General features: G+C 48.5%; 17 protein-coding genes. 5 read left to right on the forward strand and 12 right to left on the reverse strand.

What is annotated here, in order from left to right; translation table 11 throughout:
• Positions 1-271: 271 nt before the first annotated feature.
• The 11 genes from WG89_RS25445 to gyrA form a co-directional block, all read right to left on the reverse strand.
• Complete coding sequence (locus WG89_RS25445; RefSeq protein ID WP_062270487.1) at positions 272-562, reverse strand: ComEA family DNA-binding protein; 291 nt, start codon at positions 560-562, stop codon at positions 272-274.
• Positions 563-660: 98 nt separating this feature from the next.
• Positions 661-1,836, reverse strand: a complete 1,176-nt coding sequence (lapB, locus tag WG89_RS25450) for a lipopolysaccharide assembly protein LapB (protein WP_062270488.1) — start codon at positions 1,834-1,836, stop codon at positions 661-663.
• Positions 1,836-2,156: a lipopolysaccharide assembly protein LapA domain-containing protein gene (locus tag WG89_RS25455; protein ID WP_062270489.1), complete on the reverse strand. Its 321-nt coding sequence runs from the start codon at positions 2,154-2,156 to the stop codon at positions 1,836-1,838. The genes lapB and WG89_RS25455 overlap by 1 nt, the downstream gene beginning before the upstream one ends.
• Before the next feature lie 263 nt (positions 2,157-2,419).
• Positions 2,420-2,713, reverse strand: a complete 294-nt coding sequence (gene ihfB / locus WG89_RS25460; RefSeq protein WP_062270490.1) for an integration host factor subunit beta — start codon at positions 2,711-2,713, stop codon at positions 2,420-2,422.
• A 311-nt stretch (positions 2,714-3,024) separates the two neighbouring features.
• A complete protein-coding gene (gene rpsA / locus WG89_RS25465; RefSeq protein ID WP_062270511.1) occupies positions 3,025-4,704 on the reverse strand; it encodes a 30S ribosomal protein S1 in 1,680 nt (559 codons plus the stop codon).
• A 324-nt stretch (positions 4,705-5,028) separates the two neighbouring features.
• Positions 5,029-5,718 carry a (d)CMP kinase gene (gene cmk / locus WG89_RS25470; protein ID WP_062270491.1) on the reverse strand — a complete coding sequence of 230 codons (690 nt, stop codon included), beginning with the start codon at positions 5,716-5,718 and terminating at the stop codon, positions 5,029-5,031.
• Positions 5,715-7,961, reverse strand: coding sequence for a bifunctional prephenate dehydrogenase/3-phosphoshikimate 1-carboxyvinyltransferase (locus tag WG89_RS25475; protein ID WP_245662984.1), 2,247 nt, complete (start codon positions 7,959-7,961; stop codon positions 5,715-5,717). Before WG89_RS25475 ends, cmk begins: the two co-directional genes overlap by 4 nt.
• A gap of 107 nt (positions 7,962-8,068) precedes the next feature.
• Positions 8,069-9,181 carry a histidinol-phosphate transaminase gene (gene hisC, locus WG89_RS25480; RefSeq protein ID WP_062270492.1) on the reverse strand — a complete coding sequence of 371 codons (1,113 nt, stop codon included), beginning with the start codon at positions 9,179-9,181 and terminating at the stop codon, positions 8,069-8,071.
• A gap of 292 nt (positions 9,182-9,473) precedes the next feature.
• On the reverse strand, positions 9,474-10,559 hold the full coding sequence (gene pheA, locus WG89_RS25485; protein WP_062270493.1) for a prephenate dehydratase: 1,086 nt from the start codon (positions 10,557-10,559) through the stop codon (positions 9,474-9,476).
• Positions 10,560-10,820: 261 nt separating this feature from the next.
• Entirely contained in the window at positions 10,821-11,939 is a 1,119-nt protein-coding gene (gene serC, locus WG89_RS25490; RefSeq protein ID WP_062270494.1) for a 3-phosphoserine/phosphohydroxythreonine transaminase, read from the reverse strand.
• Between the two features lie 377 nt (positions 11,940-12,316).
• Positions 12,317-14,941 (reverse strand): DNA gyrase subunit A, encoded by a 2,625-nt coding sequence (gyrA, locus tag WG89_RS25495; RefSeq protein ID WP_062270495.1) that lies wholly within the window; start codon positions 14,939-14,941, stop codon positions 12,317-12,319.
• A 727-nt stretch (positions 14,942-15,668) separates the two neighbouring features.
• Between gyrA and ubiG the strand changes: the two genes are divergently transcribed.
• The 5 genes from ubiG (at position 15,669) to WG89_RS25520 (ending at position 21,042) form a co-directional block, all read left to right on the forward strand.
• Entirely contained in the window at positions 15,669-16,403 is a 735-nt protein-coding gene (gene ubiG, locus WG89_RS25500) for a bifunctional 2-polyprenyl-6-hydroxyphenol methylase/3-demethylubiquinol 3-O-methyltransferase UbiG (protein ID WP_062270496.1), read from the forward strand.
• A complete protein-coding gene (locus tag WG89_RS25505) occupies positions 16,403-17,122 on the forward strand; it encodes an HAD family hydrolase (protein ID WP_062270497.1) in 720 nt (239 codons plus the stop codon). Before ubiG ends, WG89_RS25505 begins: the two co-directional genes overlap by 1 nt.
• Positions 17,115-17,888, forward strand: a complete 774-nt coding sequence (locus tag WG89_RS25510; RefSeq protein WP_062270498.1) for a YciK family oxidoreductase — start codon at positions 17,115-17,117, stop codon at positions 17,886-17,888. The genes WG89_RS25505 and WG89_RS25510 overlap by 8 nt, the downstream gene beginning before the upstream one ends.
• Positions 17,881-19,134, forward strand: a complete 1,254-nt coding sequence (locus tag WG89_RS25515) for a nucleoside hydrolase (protein ID WP_062270499.1) — start codon at positions 17,881-17,883, stop codon at positions 19,132-19,134. The genes WG89_RS25510 and WG89_RS25515 overlap by 8 nt, the downstream gene beginning before the upstream one ends.
• Positions 19,135-19,404: 270 nt before the next feature.
• Positions 19,405-21,042 carry an HAD family acid phosphatase gene (locus WG89_RS25520; RefSeq protein WP_062270500.1) on the forward strand — a complete coding sequence of 546 codons (1,638 nt, stop codon included), beginning with the start codon at positions 19,405-19,407 and terminating at the stop codon, positions 21,040-21,042.
• Here the strand turns inward: WG89_RS25520 and WG89_RS25525 are convergent.
• A complete protein-coding gene (locus tag WG89_RS25525) occupies positions 21,014-21,418 on the reverse strand; it encodes a PPC domain-containing DNA-binding protein (RefSeq protein WP_062270501.1) in 405 nt (134 codons plus the stop codon). The genes WG89_RS25520 and WG89_RS25525 overlap by 29 nt on opposite strands.
• Positions 21,419-21,548 lie beyond the last annotated feature (130 nt).

The raw sequence follows: 21,548 nt of genomic DNA on the forward strand, positions 1-21,548 counted from the left end.
GGCAAAGATTAGGCGTAAATGAGAATAGTTTCAATTCACAAATCAACTAATTAACATAGTAATTACCGAATCATTCATATTTCATTCATATTTCATTCATATTTCATTCATATTTCATTCATATTTCATTCATATTTCATTCATATTTCATTCATATTTCATTCATATAAACAATAATTTAAATAACAGTTGGTAATAGAAAGTAGCAAGATAGCAAAACAGCTTTAGTCTGAAGCAGCCAAAAGACCTCGTACTATTTATTCAACTTCCTCTAATCAAAGACAATTCTTTCCCGGTTTCTATCCAGAATCTGATCATTAAGTTGTTCAATCCTGTAGAGGTCTTTCAGGGAATGAAACGGGCCATTCTTTTCACGATCCTTGATAATCCTTTCAGCTAAAGTCCGCGGGACACCCACCAGAACTTCATCCAGTTCCTGAACGGTTGCAATATTGATTTTGACTTTCATACGGGAGGGAGCTTTGTCGGCAATAATCGGGGCAGAGAGGGCCAGCAGGGTCACTGCCGTGAGGCTGATCATTCTTTTTTTCATAGGAGACATCCTTCTTCCTGTCAGCCTCTCTTTAGAAGTCCTGAAGATGAGAGGCTCTTATTACAGGTTTAGACAAGGATATCTTTGGCAACAATGACCAAGGGATATTACTCCCCTTCCACCCCCTGAACGGGTGCCAGGGTTCCCCAGTCATGACAACTCGGGCAGTGCCAGTGCATTTCCTTTCCAGCGAATCCGCAGCTGAAACACTGATAGACCGGCTTGGAAATGAGCATTTGATCCGTCACTTCTTTCAACAACTTAATGCTGGTGAGAGAGGGTTCTGAAGGATAATTCAGCTGAATATTCATCAGTGCATTCAACCCCCTCAGAGAGGGCTGACGCCGGAGCTGGCTGGAAAGAAACTCCATGGCTGATGCCTCTCCGCGCTGATTCATAAGCTGGGCAGTCATCGCAAGAATAATGGCTGTACCAGGCTTTTCATTCAGACAACGGGCCAGATAACTGCCTAATGCACGCTGCTGATGACTTCGGTGACAGACTGTCTCGAGCATGTCCAGAGTCAGAGGTACATAACGATTATCCTGGCTGGAAACTTTTTGAAGCACCTTGATCGCGTCTCTGTCACGGCCTTCCTCCATTTCCATACGCCCTAAAATAAGACTGGCTCTGACACAGCTCCTGTCTCGTGAAAACGCCGTTCTGATGTACTTGCGAGCCCCTGAGCGGTCATTGACGCGGAGCCTGTCTTCTGCAATCTCACAATACAAATGAGCAAGACGTGACGCATATTGTTCACCACAGAGCTTTCGAAGTGACTCGGTAATCTCAACCGCCTGCTGCCACTCCTTTTCTCTTTCATAAATTTTCAGCAGTTGCTGCAAGGCATCGACGCGATATTCATGATTCTGTCTGGAAAGATCGACCAGCATGGCTTCTGCCCGGTCAAACAATCCTGCTGTCATGTAATCCTTGGCCAACTCAAGCTGAACCCGAATAGACTGTAGAGGCGTGAGACTGGGGCGGGCCAGGAGATCCTGATGAACCCGGATGGATTTTTCCACTTCGCCTTTTCGACAAAACAGACTGCCCAGCGCCAGATAGGTATCGACGGTATCGTTGTTAAGATCCAGAGCCTTGATAAAGGTTTCTATGGCTTCATCTGTCTGCTCATTCAACAGATAATTTAACCCTACAAAGTACTCTTTGGAGAGGGGTTGCTCAGGGAAGTGTTCCTTTTTCTTCTTTTTTTCAGCACGCCCCAGAAGATATCCTGCCAGCATCGCCACCATAATCAGTGCCAGCAGCGCAACATCGGGCATCAGGTTAATCCTTTCAATGCATTCGCTCTGAGTTTTTGTATTTCTGCATCTCTGCGGCCCAGCTTGCGTTTGAAACTGGCATTGGACCATCTGAGCCGGGTAATAGCACCCAATGACACCAGCAAACCAAATAACCCCCCCATAATAAAGGAGATCACAACAACGGAAGAAGCCTTTACTTCTGGCAATGAGAAGCCCGCCAGATCAAATTGGATCAACTGAGGGTTTGCCACAATAAAATTAACGAGAATAACAAGCAGTACCAGACTGCCCAGCAGAATCAACAGCCACTTCAGCCAGGTACCCAATAGAGAGACCATATCCGATCAAACTCCAGTGATCACTTATTTACGATGAGATTTTATGCCATTCACGAGAATGACCAAAACATTCTTTCACTCATGGCTCAAACAAGTAACGACCATGATTTGAAAGAATATCCTGTATCAGCCCCTGACTTAAAGCTATTTAACAATGAAATTGCAGCCAAATGAGGCCCGACAATCACTTTATTATTGAGGATGAGCAGCTGTTCCGGCCTATGAAGGATTAATCAAGAGATCAGTCACGGCAAGAGTGCGCATTACTTCTTCAATATGCTGCTGTTAACGCGATCGCGCATATCCTTACCAGGCTTGAAATGAGGTACATATTTGCCATTCAAAACAACGGATTCACCGGTTTTTGGGTTTCGGCCCACCCGCGGTGCCCTGTAATGAAGAGAAAAGCTGCCAAAGCCCCTGATTTCAACCCGCATGCCACTGGATAGGGATTGGGACATCTGTTCGAGAATAGACTTTATCGCCAGTTCCACGTCCTTTACCGACAACTGATCCTGCTGATCGGTCAGTCGTTCTATCAATTCTGATCGGGTCATTGTCGTTCTTCCTTTCCCTGTACCCTTGGGTGACACTGAAGCATCAGCGTCAATACGAACGCTGTCCCCAGATCAGGCGGTTTCAGAAAAAATGGACATGGACGGTGTAATGGCCATGTATCTAATAACCCAGAGCACCCGATTTAGGCAAGCTCAGACCTGACAGGGATTACAGACAGTTCCTACCCTAGCCAACCCAATTCAATAAATCAAGCAACCTATTGATAAGCATAAAAAAAACCGCGGCATAAGCCGCGGTTTTTTAGATGGTTCGGAAAGTGCCAGAGCACTCTCCGATACAAATAACAGAATTACTTGTTTTCCATCTGTGCTTTGATCAGGTCACCGATAGTGGTAGGACCGGAAGCATCTTCTTCCTGCTTGGTACGCAGTTCTTTCATAGCCGCTTTCTCTTCAGCCTGATCCTTCGCTTTGATGGACAGGGAGATATTGCGGTTCTTACGATCGATACTGATGATGCGAGCTTCTACTTCTTCGCCTTCCTTCAGGACGTTGGTAGCGTCTTCAACGCGATCAACACTGATTTCAGAAGCTTTCAGAGTAGCCAGAACGTCTTCAGCCAGTTCTACCGTAGCAGCCTTGGCAGTCACTTCCTTGATCACACCCTTAACGATGGTACCTTTTTCATTCAGGCCAGCGAAAGAATTGAATGGATCTTCGGACAGTTGCTTGATACCCAGGGAGATACGCTCACGCTCAGCGTCGATTGCCAGGATAACAGCTTCAACTTCATCACCCTTACGGTACTTGCGAACAGCTTCTTCGCCAGTTTCGTTCCAGGAGATGTCGGACAGGTGAACCAGACCGTCGATGCCGCCGTCCAGACCGATGAAGATACCGAAGTCAGTGATAGACTTGATCTTACCAGCCAGCTTGTCGCCCTTGTTGAAGGAACCAGAGAACTCTTCCCATGGGTTCTGCTTGCACTGCTTGATACCCAGGGAGATACGACGACGCTCTTCGTCGATGTCCAGAACCTGAACTTCAACCTCATCACCCAGGTTAACAACCTTGGATGGGTGAATGTTCTTGTTGGTCCAGTCCATTTCGGAAACGTGTACCAGACCTTCAACACCTTCTTCCAGCTCAACGAAGCAGCCGTAGTCGGTCAGGTTGGTTACGCGACCGGATACACGGGTACCTTCTGGGAAGCGGTTGGTGATAGCAACCCATGGATCTTCACCCAGTTGCTTCAGACCCAGGGATACACGGTTACGCTCACGGTCAAACTTCAGGACCTTAACGTTGATTTCGTCACCAACATTTACGATCTCGCTTGGATGCTTGATACGCTTCCAGGCCATGTCAGTGATGTGCAGCAGGCCGTCAACACCGCCCAGATCTACGAACGCACCGTAGTCGGTCAGGTTCTTAACGATACCCTTAACTTCCAGGCCTTCCTGCAGGGAAGCCAGCAGCTGTTCACGCTCAGCGCTGTTTTCAGCTTCCAGAACGCTACGACGGGAAACAACAACGTTGTTGCGCTTCTGGTCCAGCTTGATTACCTTGAATTCCAGCTCTTTGCCTTCCAGGTGAGCAGTGTCACGTACTGGACGCACATCAACCAGAGAACCAGGCAGGAACGCACGGATAGTGTTAACGTCAACAGTGAAGCCACCCTTGACCTTACCGGAGATAACGCCTTTAACGATCTCTTCAGCTTCAAAGGCTTTTTCCAGTTCGCCCCAAGCTTCCATACGCTTGGCTTTTTCACGGGACAGACGGGTTTCACCGAAACCGTCTTCAACCGCGTCAAGAGCAACCTGAACTTCGTCGCCAACAGCGATGGTCAGTTCACCCTGTTCGTTCAGGAACTGAGCCTTAGGGATAACGCCTTCAGACTTCAGGCCTGCGTGTACAGTAACCCAGTCGCTGTCGATATCTACAACCTGGCCGCTAACAATAGCGCCCGGCTTCATTTCGATATCTTTCAGGCTTTCTTCAAACAGTTCAGCAAAGCTTTCGCTCATGGTCATTCCTATCAGTCAGCACTTGAATCAACACCACCAGATGTTTCAAGCGAGTGAATAACATTTGTCGGCCGCCCTGATGACTCAGGTCGAACCAGGCAATGTTCCCGCTAAAAACGGCAGTTACTGCTGATCGTATGCTGGCCACACCGCCAGTCAGTGTGGGTTGTCTATCAAAAAAACACCGGATGGCTGTAACTGGCAATCTGCACCATCAGGTTATTCACGTAAGTCATTCCGAAAAGTCGGTCCGACTACCTTAATAAAAACAGGCTGCTGAGTTCCCTCACCAGCCTGCTCAAGTTCCGAAATGATTAAAAATAATCAGATCAGGCCATTCTGTCTCATGACATCTATCACCCGACTGAAGACCTCCTGGATACTCAACCGGGTGCTATCCAGAACAATAGCATCTTCGGCGGGTTTCAGAGGTGCAACATCGCGATTCATATCGCGATTGTCTCTGGCAATAATGTCAGCTAAAAGCTGGTCAAAGCTAGCATCAATCCCTTTTTGTTGCAACTGATTTTGTCTGCGCTTTGCCCTTTCTTCGGCACTGGCTGTGAGATAAACCTTCACGCTGGCATCCGGGAAAACAACTGTTCCCATATCACGGCCATCGGCAATCAGTCCTGGCGCTTCGGCAAAATCCTGCTGACGCTTCAACAGCGCTCTGCGAACACCAGGCAATGCCGCCACCTGTGAAGCCTTGGCACCTACTTCTTCCGTTCTTAGATTGGCACCCACACGCTCGCCTTCAAGGATGATTTTAAGACCTTCGCCTTCTTCACCCGGCTCAAATTGAACATCAAGATGCCCTGCCAGCACCTCGAGAGATTTTTCGTCGGAAAAATCGACACCATGATTCATGGCTGCCAGAGCAGTCAGACGATACAGCGCCCCACTGTCCAGCAGGCGCCAGTCAAACTCTTTAGCCAGAAGAGCCGCCACGGTTCCCTTCCCGGAACCGCTGGGGCCATCAATGGTAACTACTGGCACATTAGGGTCTCTCACGCTTGAATACCTTCTGTTGAGAGTGTCAGACCCGCTCGACAAGCCAGCCTGACAAAGTTAGGAAACGATGTTGCCACATTGGCACAATCAAGAATACGGATTTCACCCTCACTTTTCAGGGATGCCACAACAAACGCCATGGCAATCCTGTGATCACCATGGCTGTCCACTGTGCCTGCAGCGAAGGGTTTGCCACCCCGAATAATCATTCCATCAGCCAATGCTTCAGCCTCGATACCCAGAGCCACCAGCCCATCGGCCATGGACTGGATTCGATCACTTTCTTTTACACGTAATTCTTCTGCACCCCTAAGCCGGGTCTCACCCCGGGCACAGGCTGCAGCAATAAAGATTACCGGAAATTCATCGATCGCCAGAGGCACCAGCTCCTGAGGGATCTCTACACCCTGAAGCGGGGCATAGCAGACACGAATATCTGCGACGGGTTCACCACCCACCTCTCGTTCATTGAGAACAGAAATGTCTGCGCCCATTAATCGAAGAATCTCAATAATACCCGTTCGAGTCGGATTGATGCCAACATGAGTCAATAAAAGGTCTGAACCTTCCGCAATACTGGCAGCCACAATAAAAAAAGCTGCCGAGGAGATATCACCGGGCACATCAATATTGGTGGCCTTAAGCTTGCCACCTCCCTGAAGACTGACCGTATTGCCATCAACCTCCAAAGGATACCCGAATCCTGAAAGCATGCGATGGGTATGATCACGAACAATGCCGGGAGTGGTCACAGTGGTTTTACCTTCTGCGTACATCCCTGCCAGAAGCAGGCAGGACTGAACCTGAGCAGAAGCCATGGGCAACTGGTAATCAATACCCTGTAGAGACTGACCACCACAAATTTTCAATGGTGGACGACCTCCCTCAGAAGTCTCTATGCTCGCCCCCATGCTGACCAGTGGCTTGACCACTCTGTCCATGGATCGAGATGAAAGAGATTTATCTCCGGAAAGTGTGACATCGAACGACTGTGCTGCCATCAGGCCTGACATCAACCGCATAGCTGTACCAGCATTACCAAGATAAAGCGGGCCTACTGGCTGACTCAACCCATGCATCCCGACACCATGAATCGCTACACGGCCTTCATGAGGCCCTTCAATGTCAACGCCCATGTCACGAAATGCCTGAAGGGTTGCCATGGCATCTTCACCTTCAAGAAAACCATCAACAATGGTTTCACCTTCCGCCAGCGCTCCCAGCATAATCACCCGATGAGAGATCGACTTGTCCCCGGGTACTCTCAACTCCCCTTTCAGAGAGCCACCCGATTGGGCGACAAAAGTAACACAGCTATTGTGCTCATCACCCAGTGACGCCATATAAGCTCTTCTTTCCAGCATACTGGCAAAACGACGACGAGCCGAGCGGGCCCGTTCGAAGGTGCCCTGCAGAGCCTGGCTGTCCTGATCGATAATGGCTTGCTTTAAATCTTCCAACCCATCGGTAAAACGATCAATAGAAGCAAGAATTGCCTCGCTGTTACCCAGGGCAATATCATGCCACATAGTCGGATCACTGCCGGCGATTCGGGTAAAGTCCCGAAAGCCACCTGCAGCATAACGGAATATATCCTGATTCTCGGGATTACCGGCCAAAGTATCAACCAGAGAAAATGCCAGAAGATGCGGAAGATGACTGGTCAGAGCCAGCACTTCATCATGCCTTTTCACATCCATGGCATTAACCTGGGCACCACAGGATTGCCAGAGTGACCTCACCAGAGCCAATGCATCAGGATCAGTATTCTCAAGAGGTGTCAGTATCACTTTATGGCCTTTAAAAAGACCGGTTTTTGCGGCAGACACACCACTCTTTTCTGAGCCCGCTATGGGATGACCGGGCACCAGATTATCGGGCACTTCACCAAAAATTTCTCTGGCGGCTGAAATCAAAGAACCTTTACAACTGCCTACATCAGTAATGACCTTGCCATCAAGATCCAGCTGTTTGAGATTCGCCAGGACTTTTGGCATAGCCAGCATGGGGACGGAAATCTGAATCACATCCGCTTTTTGAACGGCGACTGCAAAATCCCTGCATCCTTCATCGACAATGCCTAGAGTCACTGCCTCATCGATATACTCTTCCCTGAGATCAAAACCGAGTAAATGACAAGGCCGACCTGAAGCTTTCAGGGAGGCTGCAAACGAGCCCCCAATGAGACCCAGCCCCACGATCAACACCTTCAGCGGGGCATCAGCCTTGTTTCGTTCAATCACTGCAAACTTAACCTTTTTACTAGATAAACCTTCCATCAAAGCAAAAGATGGAAGGTCTCAGCCTTTTGCCCAGGACTATTTGTTTCGCTCAGGGCTGTTTGTTTCGCTCAGGGCTGTTTGACGACCGAGGCCAATGCCTCAAGGAATCGACTGTTTTCATCTTCCAGCCCAATAGACACTCGTAAATGCCCCGGCATGCCATAGTTGGCTACTGGCCGAACAATGACACCCAGCTTAAGCAACTTCTGGTAGCACTCGACACCATCCATCCCGGCATCGAAGGTAATGAAGTTGCCCGTTGAAGGGATGAAATCAATATTCAAAGCTCTCAGACCCTCTTCAATCTGAGCCATACCATCCTGATTTACCTGCCTGGAACGCTGCAGGTATTCATCATCATTTAGTACAGCAACAGCCGCTGCTTCAACCAGATTATTCACATTAAAAGGCTGCCTTAAGCGATTGAGAACACTGGATATTTCTTTACTGGATACCGAGTAACCAACACGCCCACCAGCCAGGCCATAAGCCTTTGAAAAGGTCCGGGTAACGACCAGATTCGGGTACTGCTTTAACAGAGAAATACCATCCGGGTGATCACTGTCAGAAGCGTATTCGAAATAAGCCTCATCCAGAACGACAATGACATTTTCAGGCACTTTTGCCAGGAATGTTTTCAGCTCAGCATCTGAAAAGCTGGTACCCGTCGGATTATTGGGGTTAGCCAGAAAGACCATACGAGTGTCCGGACGGATAGCATTTGCCATGGCGTCAAGGTCATGCTCCCAGTTTTTAGCAGGCACAACTATGCTTTGGGCACCCGCAGCCTGAACAGCAATCGGGTAGACAACAAAAGCATACTCAGAGAAAACAGCCGAAGCCCCTTGGGTCAGATAGCATTGCGCCAGCAATACCAGCACATCATTGGAGCCATTACCAAAAGTAATCTGCTCAGGCTCAACAGACAGCTTACGGGACAATGCATCCCGCAAATTGTACAAACTGCTGTCAGGATAGCGAGCCAGCTCACCCATCATACGGGCAATCGCCTGTTGAGAAGAAGGCGCTGCCCCCAGCGGATTTTCATTGCTGGCCAATTTAACAATGCTATCAGCGTCGAGCCCTTGCTCTCTGGCCAGCTCCTCAACGGGCTTACCGGGCAGATAAGGATTCAGGGCACGCACACCAGGAACAGCCAGCTCTATAAAATCACAACCCATAATTCACCTGTATTATCTTTAAAATACCGTCCAATTACTGACTTTGATTCATCAGTAAAGCCCCTCCGCATCAGAACGTGATCCAGCTGAGGCTCCCAGCTTGGAGCAGCACAATTGCTTTTGGCTTTTTTGATTTTTTGGGTCAATCGGCAGCTCGCTTAGAGCGCAGATCGCTATTTGCCCAGCTAGACAGCTCGCTGGCGGCCTTGCCGAGGCAGGAGAGCCTGCCCGGCCTGAAGGCACCATCAAAACACTTTTGGTGTTGGATATGACAATGCCTCAGAAAGGCCCGTTAAAGAACACCTTTGGGATAGGAACCCAGCACGCGAAGATCATTGACACGATCACCGAGCTTCTCCAGTACTTTCTGAACTACAGGGTCATCCTTGTGCCCTTCAAAGTCAATGAAGAACACATAGTTCCAAATACCCGATCTGGAAGGACGGGTTTCCACACGAGTCAGGTCGATATCATGAACGTGGAAAACTTCCAGGATGGCATGCAAAGCACCTGGCTGGTTTCTCATACTAACAACAATGGATGTTTTATCCGCACCACTGGCAGGTACATCCTGATGCCCAATAATCAGGAATCGAGTGGAGTTATCTGGCTGATCTTCAATCTTTTCAGAGATTTTCTTCAAACCATAGATATCCGCCGCCATATCACCGGCAATAGCTGCTGAATTCCACTCACCCTTGATTCTCTTTGCAGCTTCAGCATTAGAGCTGACTGCTACTCGCTCAGCCATTGGCCAATGGGCGTCGAGCCACTTGCGGCACTGTGCGAGAGACTGGGCGTGAGAGTAAATTCGGGTAATATGGTCACGACGCGTATTCTCAGACACCAGAAGATGCTGATGAATTCTCAGCACTACCTCTCCACAGATTTTGAGGGAGGAATCCATGAAACTGTCCAGCGTATGACTGATTACGCCTTCTGTTGAGTTTTCAACCGGCACCACACCATAGCGTACAGCCCCTGCAGTCACCTCACGAAACACTTCATCAATAGCCGCCATGGGTACGGAAACAGCAGAATGACCAAAGTGCTTCATGGCAGCCTGCTGGGTAAAGGTACCTTCCGGGCCCAGAAAAGCTACATGAACAGGCTCTTCCAGAGCCAGACAGGCCGACATAATTTCACGAAACAGACGAGCCATTTCTTCATCATCAAGAGGGCCACCGTTGCGCTCCATAACCCTTCGCAACACTTGCGCTTCACGCTCAGGACGATAAAAAACCGCAGCGGAGTCTTCATTCTGCTTAACCTTGGCGACGTCCTGGGCACAACGGGCCCTGTCGCTGATCAGCTGCAGAATGTCCCGGTCCAGCTTGTCGATTTTGGTTCGCAACCCCTTTAACTTGTCATCTGTCATAATGTTCTCTGCGTCTTACTGTAATGACTTCAGCCGTATTGATTGAAACAGCATTCCTTCTGCTGTTCTTTTAGTTGATAACGGCTCAAACAGCCATGAGTCGAAATACAACTCATTCTATATCCTGAAAATGGTCACAGAGACTGAAAGGACTGACTATCAAACATTCAGCCCTCCAGCGGTCAACTCGATGCAAGAGTATTCTGTGCGACCCATCCTTCTATCTATTGCGCTACACCTCTGGAAAAGGCGTAGAGTCTATCATCCGTACTTCCGCTCAAATTCACGCATAAATGAGACCAGTGCATCGACATGATTCTCTGGTACAGCATTATAAATACTGGCTCGCATTCCGCCTACAGCCTTATGCCCTTTGAGGTACAGAAACCCGGCCTTTTCTGATTCTGCCAGAAAGACCTTGTCAAGCTCCGGATCTGCGAGGGTAAACGGGACATTCATTCTTGAACGCCAGCGAGGATCCACTTTGTTGTGATAAAAACCTGAGTCATCAATGGTCTTATAGAGCTTTCCAGACTTGCGATCATTCAACTGATCAACCGCTTCAAGACCGCCCTGCGCCTTCAACCATTTAAACACCAGCCCTGCCAGATACCAGGCAAAAGTAGGTGGCGTGTTATACATGGAATCTTTGTCAGACTGGACCCGATAATCCAGAACCGCAGGGCAATGCGCGTGACTTCGATCAAGCAAGTCTTCTCTGACAATCACAACAGTCAATCCTGCAGGCCCTATATTCTTTTGCGCACCGGCGTAAATCAGCCCAAATTTGCTGATATCAATAGGACGGGAAAGAATGTTGGAAGACATGTCTGCCACCAGAGGCACATCACCGGAATCAGGAATAAACGGAAATTCCAGACCACCAATCGTCTCGTTAGGCGTGTAATGCACATAAGCGGCATCAGAACTGAACCGCCAGTCAGCCTCTTCTGGCATGGTATGAAATGAAGCACCCTTACCATCCGCAATGACATTCACATTGAGATAGCGCTGAGCTTCTTTTATGGCAGACTGCGCCCAATGTCCACTGTTCACATAGTCAGCCGATTGCTTATCACCCTTCAGATTCAGAGGAATAGCAGCAAACTGGCCCCGGGCACCGCCCTGTAAAAACAGGACTTTATAATTGGACGGAATTTTCAGCAGATCACGCAGATCCTGCTCAGACTGCTCTGCCACCTCAAGAAAGGATTTACCACGATGACTGACTTCCATGATGGAAGCTCCTTCCCGGTTATAATCCAGCAGTTCATCACGAGCCTGCTCCAACACGGCCTGAGGAATAGGAGCCGGACCTGCCGAAAAGTTATAGGTCCGCCCCTCTAAACCAGCCAGTGTTTCTGCCAACAGATTATTCATACCACCCTCCCAACTCTCCTGATTCGGTCACACTGAACGGATCATGTGACATGATCATGACCAAACCGAACTTCAACACCTTTCAAAGGCTTCCCACGACTACCACTGAACCTATACAGTACCGTTCAAAGCATTTCAGGCCTGCTTTGGCACGAACACTCCGACAGCCAGTTTGTTGTTTGTCAGCTGCATCCCTTCAGCGTTGCTCTATAGGCACACATTACATCCGTGTAAACACCCCAAAAAATTGCTCCACGGTAACTGATCCTTCGTTACTCTAACTCATGTATCCATACAGTCGTGCATTTCTGGGATACATTACGTCCATGTAAATAAAACGCCAGCTGAGCGCTGGCGTTAACATGTTTCAATGAGAATCAATCTTCCTGATTATCTTCAGGCCCAGTATCAGGGGTTTCATCCCCCCCTTCCTCGGCTTCATCAGTCTCATCATCAACGATTTCAACTTCTTCCGGCTCATCAACCCCGGCAACACCGACCAGTTTCTCACCTTCCTGAACCTTGATCAGGGTAACACCCTGCGTATTACGGCTCATGACAGAGATTTCATCCACCCGGGTTCTTACCAGAGTGCCCTGGTCAGAGATCAGCATGATCTCTTCACCATCCTTCACCTGGATAGCGCCAATCAGGTCACCGTTACGATCGGTGCACTGCATGGAGATAACACCCTGACCACCACGACCAGTGATGCGGAAGTCTTCAACGCCCGTTCGCTTACCGAAGCCGTTTTCACTCACTGTGAGAATCTGGGACTCATCTTCAGGAATAATCAGGGAAATCACTCGCTGACCTTCCTGCAGTTTCATCCCCCTGACACCCCGAGCCGTACGACCCATGGCACGTACATCGGTCTCTTCAAAGCGGATAGCCTTACCGGAATTAGAGAGCAGCATGACCTGCTTGTCTCCGGCAGTAATCTTGGCACCGACCAGGGAATCACCTTCATCCAGCCCCAGAGCAATCAAACCACTGGAACGAGGACGGGAGAACTGCTCAAGCGGTGTTTTCTTAACAGTACCGGAAACTGTCGCCATAAAGACGAAGTGCCCTTCAGTGTATTCTTCCACCGGCAGCATGGCCGTAATACGCTCGCCTTCTTCAAGGGGAAGAATATTCACAATAGGTCGACCACGGGATGTCCTGCCTGCAGGCGGAATCTGGTAAACCTTCAACCAATACACTTTACCCTTGCTCGAGAAGCACAGAATCTGGGTGTGCGTGTTCGCCACCAGCATGTGCTCAACGTAGTCTTCGTCCTTAACCGAAGCCGCAGACTTACCACGACCACCACGGCGCTGAGCCTGATAGGTGTCCAGCGTGGTCGTTTTGGCATAACCACCGTGAGAAAGGGTGACCACCATGTCCTCTTCAGTGATCAGGTCTTCAACGGTCAGATCACGGCGGGAGCTGGTGATTTCAGTACGACGCTCATCGCCATACTCTTCAACCACTTTTTCCAGCTCTTCACGAATCACTTCCATCAGACGCTCTGAGCTGGAGAGAATCAGCAGCAGTTCTGCAATCTTTTCCAGCAGCTCACGGTACTCACCCAGCAGTTTGTCGTGTTCCAGACCGGTCAGCCTGTGCAGACGCATTTCCAGAATGGCTTGTGCCTGAGCAGGTGACAGATAGTAGAGACCATCATCACGAAGACCAAACTCAGCAGGCAATTCTTCCGGACGACAGGCATCAGCACCCGCGCGCTCGGCCATTTCCAGGACATGTCCAGGCTTCCAGCCTTGAGCGATCAGCTTTTCTTTGGCTTCCGCTGGCGTTGGAGAATCCTTGATCAAGGCAATGACAGGATCAATATTGGACAGGGCAACCGCCAGCCCTTCCAGCAGGTGACCACGTTCACGAGCCTTTCGAAGCTCATAAACTGTTCTGCGGGTCACCACTTCACGACGATGGCGGATGAAGGCTTCCAGCATCTCCTTCAGATTCAGGAGTCTGGGCTGACCATCCACCAGCGCAACATTATTAATACCAAATACAGATTCAAGCTGCGTCTGGGCATAAAGATTGTTCAGTACTACGTCGGCTACTTCACCACGACGTAATTCAATCACTACGCGCATACCGTCTTTGTCAGACTCATCGCGCAGCTCAGTAATACCCTCAATCTTCTTGTCTTTGACCAGTTCAGCGATCTTTTCAATCAACCGGGCCTTGTTCAACTGATAAGGCAGCTCAGTAATAATGATCGTACTTTTATTCTTCTTTTCATCATGCTCTATATCAGCACGCGCCCTGATATAGATTCGACCACGACCTGTACGGTATGCCTGGAGAATACCTGCACGGCCATTAATAATGCCGGCTGTTGGAAAATCAGGGCCCGGAATGTATTCCATCAGGTCATCAATGGACAGACTGTCATCATCAATCAGAGCCAGACAGCCTTTTACGACTTCTGTCAGGTTATGAGGCGGTATATTCGTTGCCATACCCACTGCGATACCGGCTGCACCGTTTACCAGCAGGTTAGGTATGCGGGTAGGCATTACCGCAGGAATCTGTTCAGTGCCGTCATAGTTAGGCACATAATCAACTGTTTCCTTATCCAGATCCGCCATAATGTCATGGCTGATCTTCTGCATACGAATTTCGGTATAACGCATGGCAGCTGCAGAGTCGCCATCCACCGAACCGAAGTTACCCTGCCCGTCTACCAGCATGTAACGCAGGGAAAAAGGCTGCGCCATACGAACAATGGTGTCATATACAGCAGAGTCTCCGTGGGGGTGGTATTTACCAATGACATCACCCACCACACGAGCTGATTTCTTGTAGGGCTTGTTCCAGTCATTGCTCAGCTCGTTCATTGCGAAGAGAACCCGCCGATGGACCGGCTTGAGTCCGTCACGCACATCAGGCAATGCCCGCCCGACGATAACACTCATGGCATAGTCCAGATAGGACTGCTTGAGCTCGTCTTCGATGTTTACCGGAAGAATCTCTTTGGCGATATCAGTCATGTAAACCCAGTCGTCCTTTAGCTTGCGCCCACCGGATACCAGTCAGCATCCTTTCTCAACCCAGAAGGCCGAAAACCCCGAAAATTGGTCGTAACGTTCTGTCTTAGCAAAATGTTGCACCAAAATCCCACATACTCGGATCTGTCATAATGGAGTCATAGTCTTCCATTACTGTGCGGGCTTGACTGCTCAAGCAGCCACCCTGTGACCCGGCATTTTGTTTGCAGCCGGCTGGCCGGCAACCCGATTAATTCAATTAACAGACAGCCATAAGCGTAAAAAAATCATTTAATCACCTCTTGAAAGAGAGGAAGTGATGAAATGATTTTCACGATAAAAAAAGCATGGCTGCTTTTTTCATATCAAGTAGCAAATAATACCACAGCTGGCAGCCTTACTGCGAGCCAGTGTATGTGAACACACGATTTTTCTGCAGAAAAAATGACACTTAAGTACGACATAGTGCCAATGTCAGCAGTTTTTTCTGCACGCAGCCATTGAAAAATCGAAAAACTATCGAAACACGGCTGTAAAGTTTCTCTAAACCCTTATCCGGATGAACAGGAACACTTAACTCTGAAAACTCTGTCTGTATAATGCAAAGAAGAATATTGACTGCGCTGTCACCTTCGGCATCAACCGACTCTCATGAAGCCTTTTCCAGACCTTCCTGAGAGACCTTCTTTTTGGCGCATACCCAATCAAACCGCTTGAGAATCTGGACATTATGACTTCAAATCAGGATGAGCCTCGCCCAGCACAAAATGTCGATCCAGCTGAAATTGCAAAATTTGAAGAGCTGGCCAGTCGATGGTGGGATATGGACGGAGAGTTCAAGCCTCTGCACGAGATCAACCCGCTTCGACTGAACTACATTGATGAACGCGTTGGCCTGGCCGGCAAGAAAGTACTGGATGTTGGTTGCGGTGGAGGAATCCTCAGTGAATCAATGGCCCTGCGCGGTGCAGAGGTGACTGGCATAGACATGGGTGACGCTCCTCTTTCCGTTGCAAGACTGCACAGCATGGAAAGTGAAGTCGAGGTTAATTACCGCAAGATTCCTGTCGAAGAGCTGGCGGAAGAAATGCCCGGTACATTCGACGTTGTTACCTGCCTGGAAATGCTGGAGCACGTACCCGAACCTGCTTCCGTCATCAGAGCCTGCGAAAAACTTCTGAAGCCGGGCGGCCAGATCTTTTTTGCCACCATCAACCGCAACGCAAAATCCTGGCTGTTTGCCATTGTCGGCGCCGAATACGTGTTAAAAATGCTGCCGAAAGGCACTCATGAACACAGCAAGTTCATCAAACCCCATGAACTCTGCAGCTGGATGAGACAGACCGACCTGGAAGTACACGACATGACCGGAATGGTTTTTAACCCGCTCACTGGCGTGTACTCCCTGAAAAAGAGTGACACTGACGTTAATTATCTGATTTATGGCAGTAAGCCGGAGGCCTGATGAGTCATCATAACGCCATTGAAGGCCTGTTTTTTGACCTGGACGGCACTCTACTGGACACCTCAGGCGACTTCATAGCCGTTATCAATCAAATGCTGGCAAAAGATAATCTGCCAGAAACGGATAGCGCATTGATTCGCGATCATGTTTCCGAAGGCTCAAGAAAACTGATCCAGCTGGCTTATAAAATAGAAGCCACTGACCCAGCACTTGAACCATTGAGAAACCGACTGCTCAATGAATATGATTTACACATCAGCAACAAGCAGCGTAAAAGCGCCGCCTGCCTTTATGAAGGAATTGAAGACCTGCTGATGGCTCTGGACGAAAACGCCATCCGCTGGGGTGTCGTCACGAACAAACCATTTGCTTATGCCCACGTATTACTGGATCAGGTTAACCTGGGCCATCGCTATCAAGCACTCATCTGCCCTGATCACGTTAAAAAGGCCAAACCCGATCCAGAGTCCCTGCTGCTAGCCTGCCAGAGCGCGGGTACACGACCGGAACAAAGCATCTACATAGGCGACCACCTTCGCGACATTGATGCAGGCAGAAATGCAGGCATGATAACCATTGCAGCACTCTATGGCTATATCAGCCCTGACGACCACCCTGAGGAATGGCAGGCCGATCACAGTGTTGCCACAGCAAGGGAAATATTACCCCTGCTTGAAAAATACAAGTGGCAGCTGCCACGGAGACACTCAGATGTTTGAATACAATGCACCCGACAACCTCTTAAAAGACAAAATCATTCTGGTCACCGGTGCCGGCAGTGGCATTGGCCGAACCGCAGCCCTGACATTTGCCAAATACGGCGCAACCGTCATTCTGCTGGGAAGAACCACCAGCAAACTGGAAGAAGTTTATGACGAGATTGAGGAAAACGGATGGCCTCAGGCTGCCATCTATCCTATGAACCTAGCAGGAGCCACTGAGCAGGATTACACAAATCTGGCTAACACACTGGATGATGAATTTGGCCGACTGGACGGACTGCTTCACAACGCAGGTCTGCTGGGTGAGCTTAAAGCCATAGCTCAGTATGATCTGGATAAGTGGAATGAGGTGATGCATGTCAATGTAACCGCCCCCTTCCTGATGTCCAGAGAACTTCTGCCTTTGCTAAGAAAGGCTGATAGCAGCTCAATCGCCTTCACTTCCTCCAGTGTCGGCCATAAAGGCAGAGCCCACTGGGGAGCCTACAGCATTTCCAAATTTGCTACGGAAGGCCTCATGCAGGTCATGGCCGATGAAGAAGACGGCCTGAGCCAGGTCAGAGTTAATACTATCAACCCTGGCGGCACTCGAACCTCAATGAGAGCCTCAGCCTTCCCGGGCGAAGACCCTATGAGTCGACCCACCCCCGAAGACATTATGCCGGCTTACCTGTACCTGATGGGCGATGAAAGCCAATCCGTCAACGGCCAGACCTTTCACGCCCAACAACCCGGATCACCTGAAACCCATAATATTGTCTGAGCCACAGAATGACCCGCAAGCAGGCGGGTCATTCACGTTTTTTCCTCAATCCCATCAGATGAAACAAGGCCTGAAGCTCCTTTTCAAGAGCCTCATAACCATTCTCCGATCCAAACAACCCCACTTACACCTCAAGGAAATAGTCAATGCTGAATATTTGTCTATCCTTTTATGTTCAAGCACAAGTCATCAACAATACAATACAATGCAACCATTCAAGAAATACTCTTATCGACCCATTTACTTCAGCCTGCTCTTGCTTGTAACAGCGAACATGCTCCAGGCTAAACCAGTGATCATTGATACAGACATGGGAGGGGATGACTGGCTAGCTATTCTCTATATACTCGCTGAACCGTCCATTCAGATAAAGGCGATCACCATAAATGGTACTGGCTTAGGTCGCTCAGAACCTTCCAGCAACAACCTCTTTCACATACTTGACATTGCTTGTGCAGATCCTATTCCAGTTGCCTTAGGTAGTGACCAACCTCGCTCTGGCAATAATACGTTTCCTAACTGGATTCGAGATCAAACGGATGATTTTCAAGGGTTGACAGTAAGACATTCAAATCGAACAGTAAAAGATATTAGCGCCCCTCAACTCATTAATCAGGTAATAGAAAAATCAGATGAGCGTGTCACCATCTTAGTCCTGGGGCCAATGACCAACCTGGCAACAGCACTTGTTAACAACCCGGCACTGGCAGATCGCATTGATCGTGTTGTTGCTATGGCTGGAGCCATTGAAACTCCAGGAAACCTCATTGACCTGCCTGGATTCAAAACCAGCAATAACACGGCAGAATGGAATGTTTATTTGGATCCTAAAGCTATGGAAATTGTGATGAATTCCATCAACAATCTGATTTTGATTCCGCTTGATGCCACCAAAGATGTACCAGCAAATGGCGACCTGGTTTCCAGGATACGAAAATCTGGACACTCAGAAGCCAGTAATTTTGTTGCAAATACTATTGAAGGCTGGCGCGAACTAGATGGACGTTACTCTACTTATATGTGGGATCCAGTTGCCGCCATGTATCTGGTTAGGCCGGAGTTTATAGCTACAAAAAAAGGACGACTAACCATTGATTCGAATCCTGACTCAATTACCGCAGGGAATCTTACATTAACCCACAATGGTACAACTCTTTCATACGGCGTCAAAGCTGATCAGAGGAGTTTTGAAAACAGCTTTGTAGAAGCCATAAGTAAGAATTTCTGTGAAAGCGGACAACACTAACAACATAAAATCTCGCTCTATTATATCTATCAAAGTAAGCCGACATGAAGAATAAATAAGAACCAGACCCAAGAGACAACTCACGTACCTTCATGCGTACATTGTAAAATAGAAATGATCAATACCGCCTCGACACTTACATCGTAAAATTAAACTTATGAACTATCTCGGCTTGAAACAAGCAGTTACAAAAAAACCGACCACCCTTGAACCGTGAGCTAGGTTTTATCGTCGAAATAATACACTTATTCGATACCAATGAGGGATTCCATGCTCAGAGTTCAAACCTCCTTTTTACTGGGATTACTGGCTTGGCAGATTGCCCCGAATGCCAGCGCCAAAGAATACAGCCAGAGAGAACTGAATGAGGAACGCGTAGTAGCCTCAAACTGGCAACAACACGCTCCTGAATATGAAGCACTTGTGTACCAGTCATTTAATATGGCCAGAGATAACCTTAAGGAAGCTCTACAACAGGTACCGGAAGGAAAACAGCCTGCTCTGGTCACAGACATTGACGACACATTGATCAATGGCGCCATTTACTTCTCCAGCCTCGTAGGTACAGACAGTGCACGAACTGTCGACGCTTCCATCGAATGGTGGAAGAACAAAAACATGGAAGCCCTGCCTGGTGCTGTTGATTTTCTGAACGAAGTAAACGACAAAGATATAGATATTTTCTACATCAGCGGTCGCTTCAATGAAGTAAAACAAGACACCGTAGACAACTTGAGACGCCTTGGTTTTCCGGTAAAAGGCGTGGACAACCTGCTGTTCCAGAAGCGCGATAATGAAACCCTGACTAAAGAAGGTCAAAGACAGATAATCAGGGACCAGAATTACCATATAGTGATGCTACTGGGAGATCAGCTGGATGATCTGGGTGATGTACAAGGTAAGCATTTTCGCCAGAAACAGGCATGGGTCAACCAGAACCGAAGCCACTTTGGCTACGACTGGTACAGCTTCCCCAACCTTATCTATGGCAGCTGGGAAAGTGCTATTACTCCCGGCTTTAATCAGCTCTCTCCTCAAGAGAAACACGATGCCAACCTGGATGCACTGAAAGACTCCCACTATGGAGAAATTCAGGACGCTCTCTTTGCCCAGCAAATTACTTCAGCCATGATCTGGATGAATACATCCGCAGACTATCATGCACTGACCCGGCAGGCTTACAACCACTCCACTCGTATTCTGGAAAAACTGAATCAGAACTCCATGGAAAACCCGGTTATCGTAATTGATATTAACGGCACCATACTGAATTACACACCTAAACGACCAGATTTAACCCACCCGGCACCGGGTTCAGAAAACAGTGAGCACAACTGGTATCTGAACAAGCATAAGACTTCCAGCCCTATTCCTGGTGCACCCGAATTCCTGGCGGCAGCCAAAGAAAAAGGATTTGATATTTTCTACGTATCAGAAAGACCTCTTTCTTCAGGACTGCACGGTAATAAGAGAGATATTGAGGAAATGACCGTTAAAAAGCTCAGAGAGCTGGGCTATCCAGATGCCGATGAAATGCATATTGTCCTGAAAGGAGAGTATTGCTCCACCGTTGAGAAAAAAAACTGCACCAAAGCCTTTCAACGAAGAGCTATCACAACCGGTCAGGTTGATAAGAAAAAACACCAGATCGCCCTGTTTATTGGCGACATGCTTTCAGATTTCGACCTGGAAGAAAATGGCTTTGACCCCAACCTGAAAGTGTCTGTAACCGCCAATAAGGATCTGTTTGGCCGCCAGTACATCATGATCCCAAACCCAATGAACAATCGCAGGCTGATCGCCATATACAGCGAGTATGCTGGTAGACATATTAAAGACTTGAGCAGCGAAGAAAGAGCTGAAGTTCGCCGCAAAATTCTCAGGAACTGGCCTGAGAAACCTTTTTGACTTCCAGCTCCAGATAGCCTGTTTCACTGTCCATGGTTCGGGTGAAACAGGTATTTTCCAGCAGAGCTATCACAATTTCCGCCGTCGTATCGATGATAGAACCCGACTTTAAATGACCACCCAGCACCCTTCCCTCACGATCCGCCACAGAAATATGCAGATGCAAACCAGTAGAGCAGCATGTACCCGACAATGAAAGAATTTCAAAAGGCCCATTAAGCCGCTTTTCATGCTCTGCCCCAGCCAATCTGACTGAGAGCACTTTCAAACTGCCTACACAAGTCAGAACACAAGCGGCCGACCATTCCTGTGCAAGATTTTGCAACTTCAGATAAAGATCATCGCCCGGAAGCAAACGTTGACTGTGTGTTTTCATAAGGCCTGCGCATAAACTGGATATACAGGAAGCATATCAAACGCAATGGACAGTTAAAGAGGCAATATAAAGAAGGAATAAGATAGAGAAGGCATGGGATAAAGAAAGCCCGAACAAGCCGGGCTACTCT

This window comes from Endozoicomonas arenosclerae (assembly GCF_001562015.1).
GTDB classification, from domain to species: Bacteria; Pseudomonadota; Gammaproteobacteria; order Pseudomonadales; family Endozoicomonadaceae; genus Endozoicomonas_A; species Endozoicomonas_A arenosclerae.

Excerpts from the sequence above, each read along its gene's own strand:
- WG89_RS25445 (WP_062270487.1), bottom strand. The coding sequence starts at position 562 with ATGTCTCCTATGAAAAAAAGAATGATCAGCCTCACGGCAGTGACCCTG.
- lapB (WP_062270488.1), bottom strand. The coding sequence starts at position 1,836 with ATGCCCGATGTTGCGCTGCTGGCACTGATTATGGTGGCGATGCTGGCA.
- WG89_RS25455 (WP_062270489.1), bottom strand. The coding sequence starts at position 2,156 with ATGGTCTCTCTATTGGGTACCTGGCTGAAGTGGCTGTTGATTCTGCTG.
- ihfB (WP_062270490.1), bottom strand. The coding sequence starts at position 2,713 with ATGACCCGATCAGAATTGATAGAACGACTGACCGATCAGCAGGATCAG.
- rpsA (WP_062270511.1), bottom strand. The coding sequence starts at position 4,704 with ATGAGCGAAAGCTTTGCTGAACTGTTTGAAGAAAGCCTGAAAGATATC.
- hisC (WP_062270492.1), bottom strand. The coding sequence starts at position 9,181 with ATGGGTTGTGATTTTATAGAGCTGGCTGTTCCTGGTGTGCGTGCCCTG.
- pheA (WP_062270493.1), bottom strand. The coding sequence starts at position 10,559 with ATGACAGATGACAAGTTAAAGGGGTTGCGAACCAAAATCGACAAGCTG.
- serC (WP_062270494.1), bottom strand. The coding sequence starts at position 11,939 with ATGAATAATCTGTTGGCAGAAACACTGGCTGGTTTAGAGGGGCGGACC.
- gyrA (WP_062270495.1), bottom strand. The coding sequence starts at position 14,941 with ATGACTGATATCGCCAAAGAGATTCTTCCGGTAAACATCGAAGACGAG.
- ubiG (WP_062270496.1), top strand. The coding sequence starts at position 15,669 with ATGACTTCAAATCAGGATGAGCCTCGCCCAGCACAAAATGTCGATCCA.
- WG89_RS25505 (WP_062270497.1), top strand. The coding sequence starts at position 16,403 with ATGAGTCATCATAACGCCATTGAAGGCCTGTTTTTTGACCTGGACGGC.
- WG89_RS25510 (WP_062270498.1), top strand. The coding sequence starts at position 17,115 with ATGTTTGAATACAATGCACCCGACAACCTCTTAAAAGACAAAATCATT.
- WG89_RS25520 (WP_062270500.1), top strand. The coding sequence starts at position 19,405 with ATGCTCAGAGTTCAAACCTCCTTTTTACTGGGATTACTGGCTTGGCAG.
- WG89_RS25525 (WP_062270501.1), bottom strand. The coding sequence starts at position 21,418 with ATGAAAACACACAGTCAACGTTTGCTTCCGGGCGATGATCTTTATCTG.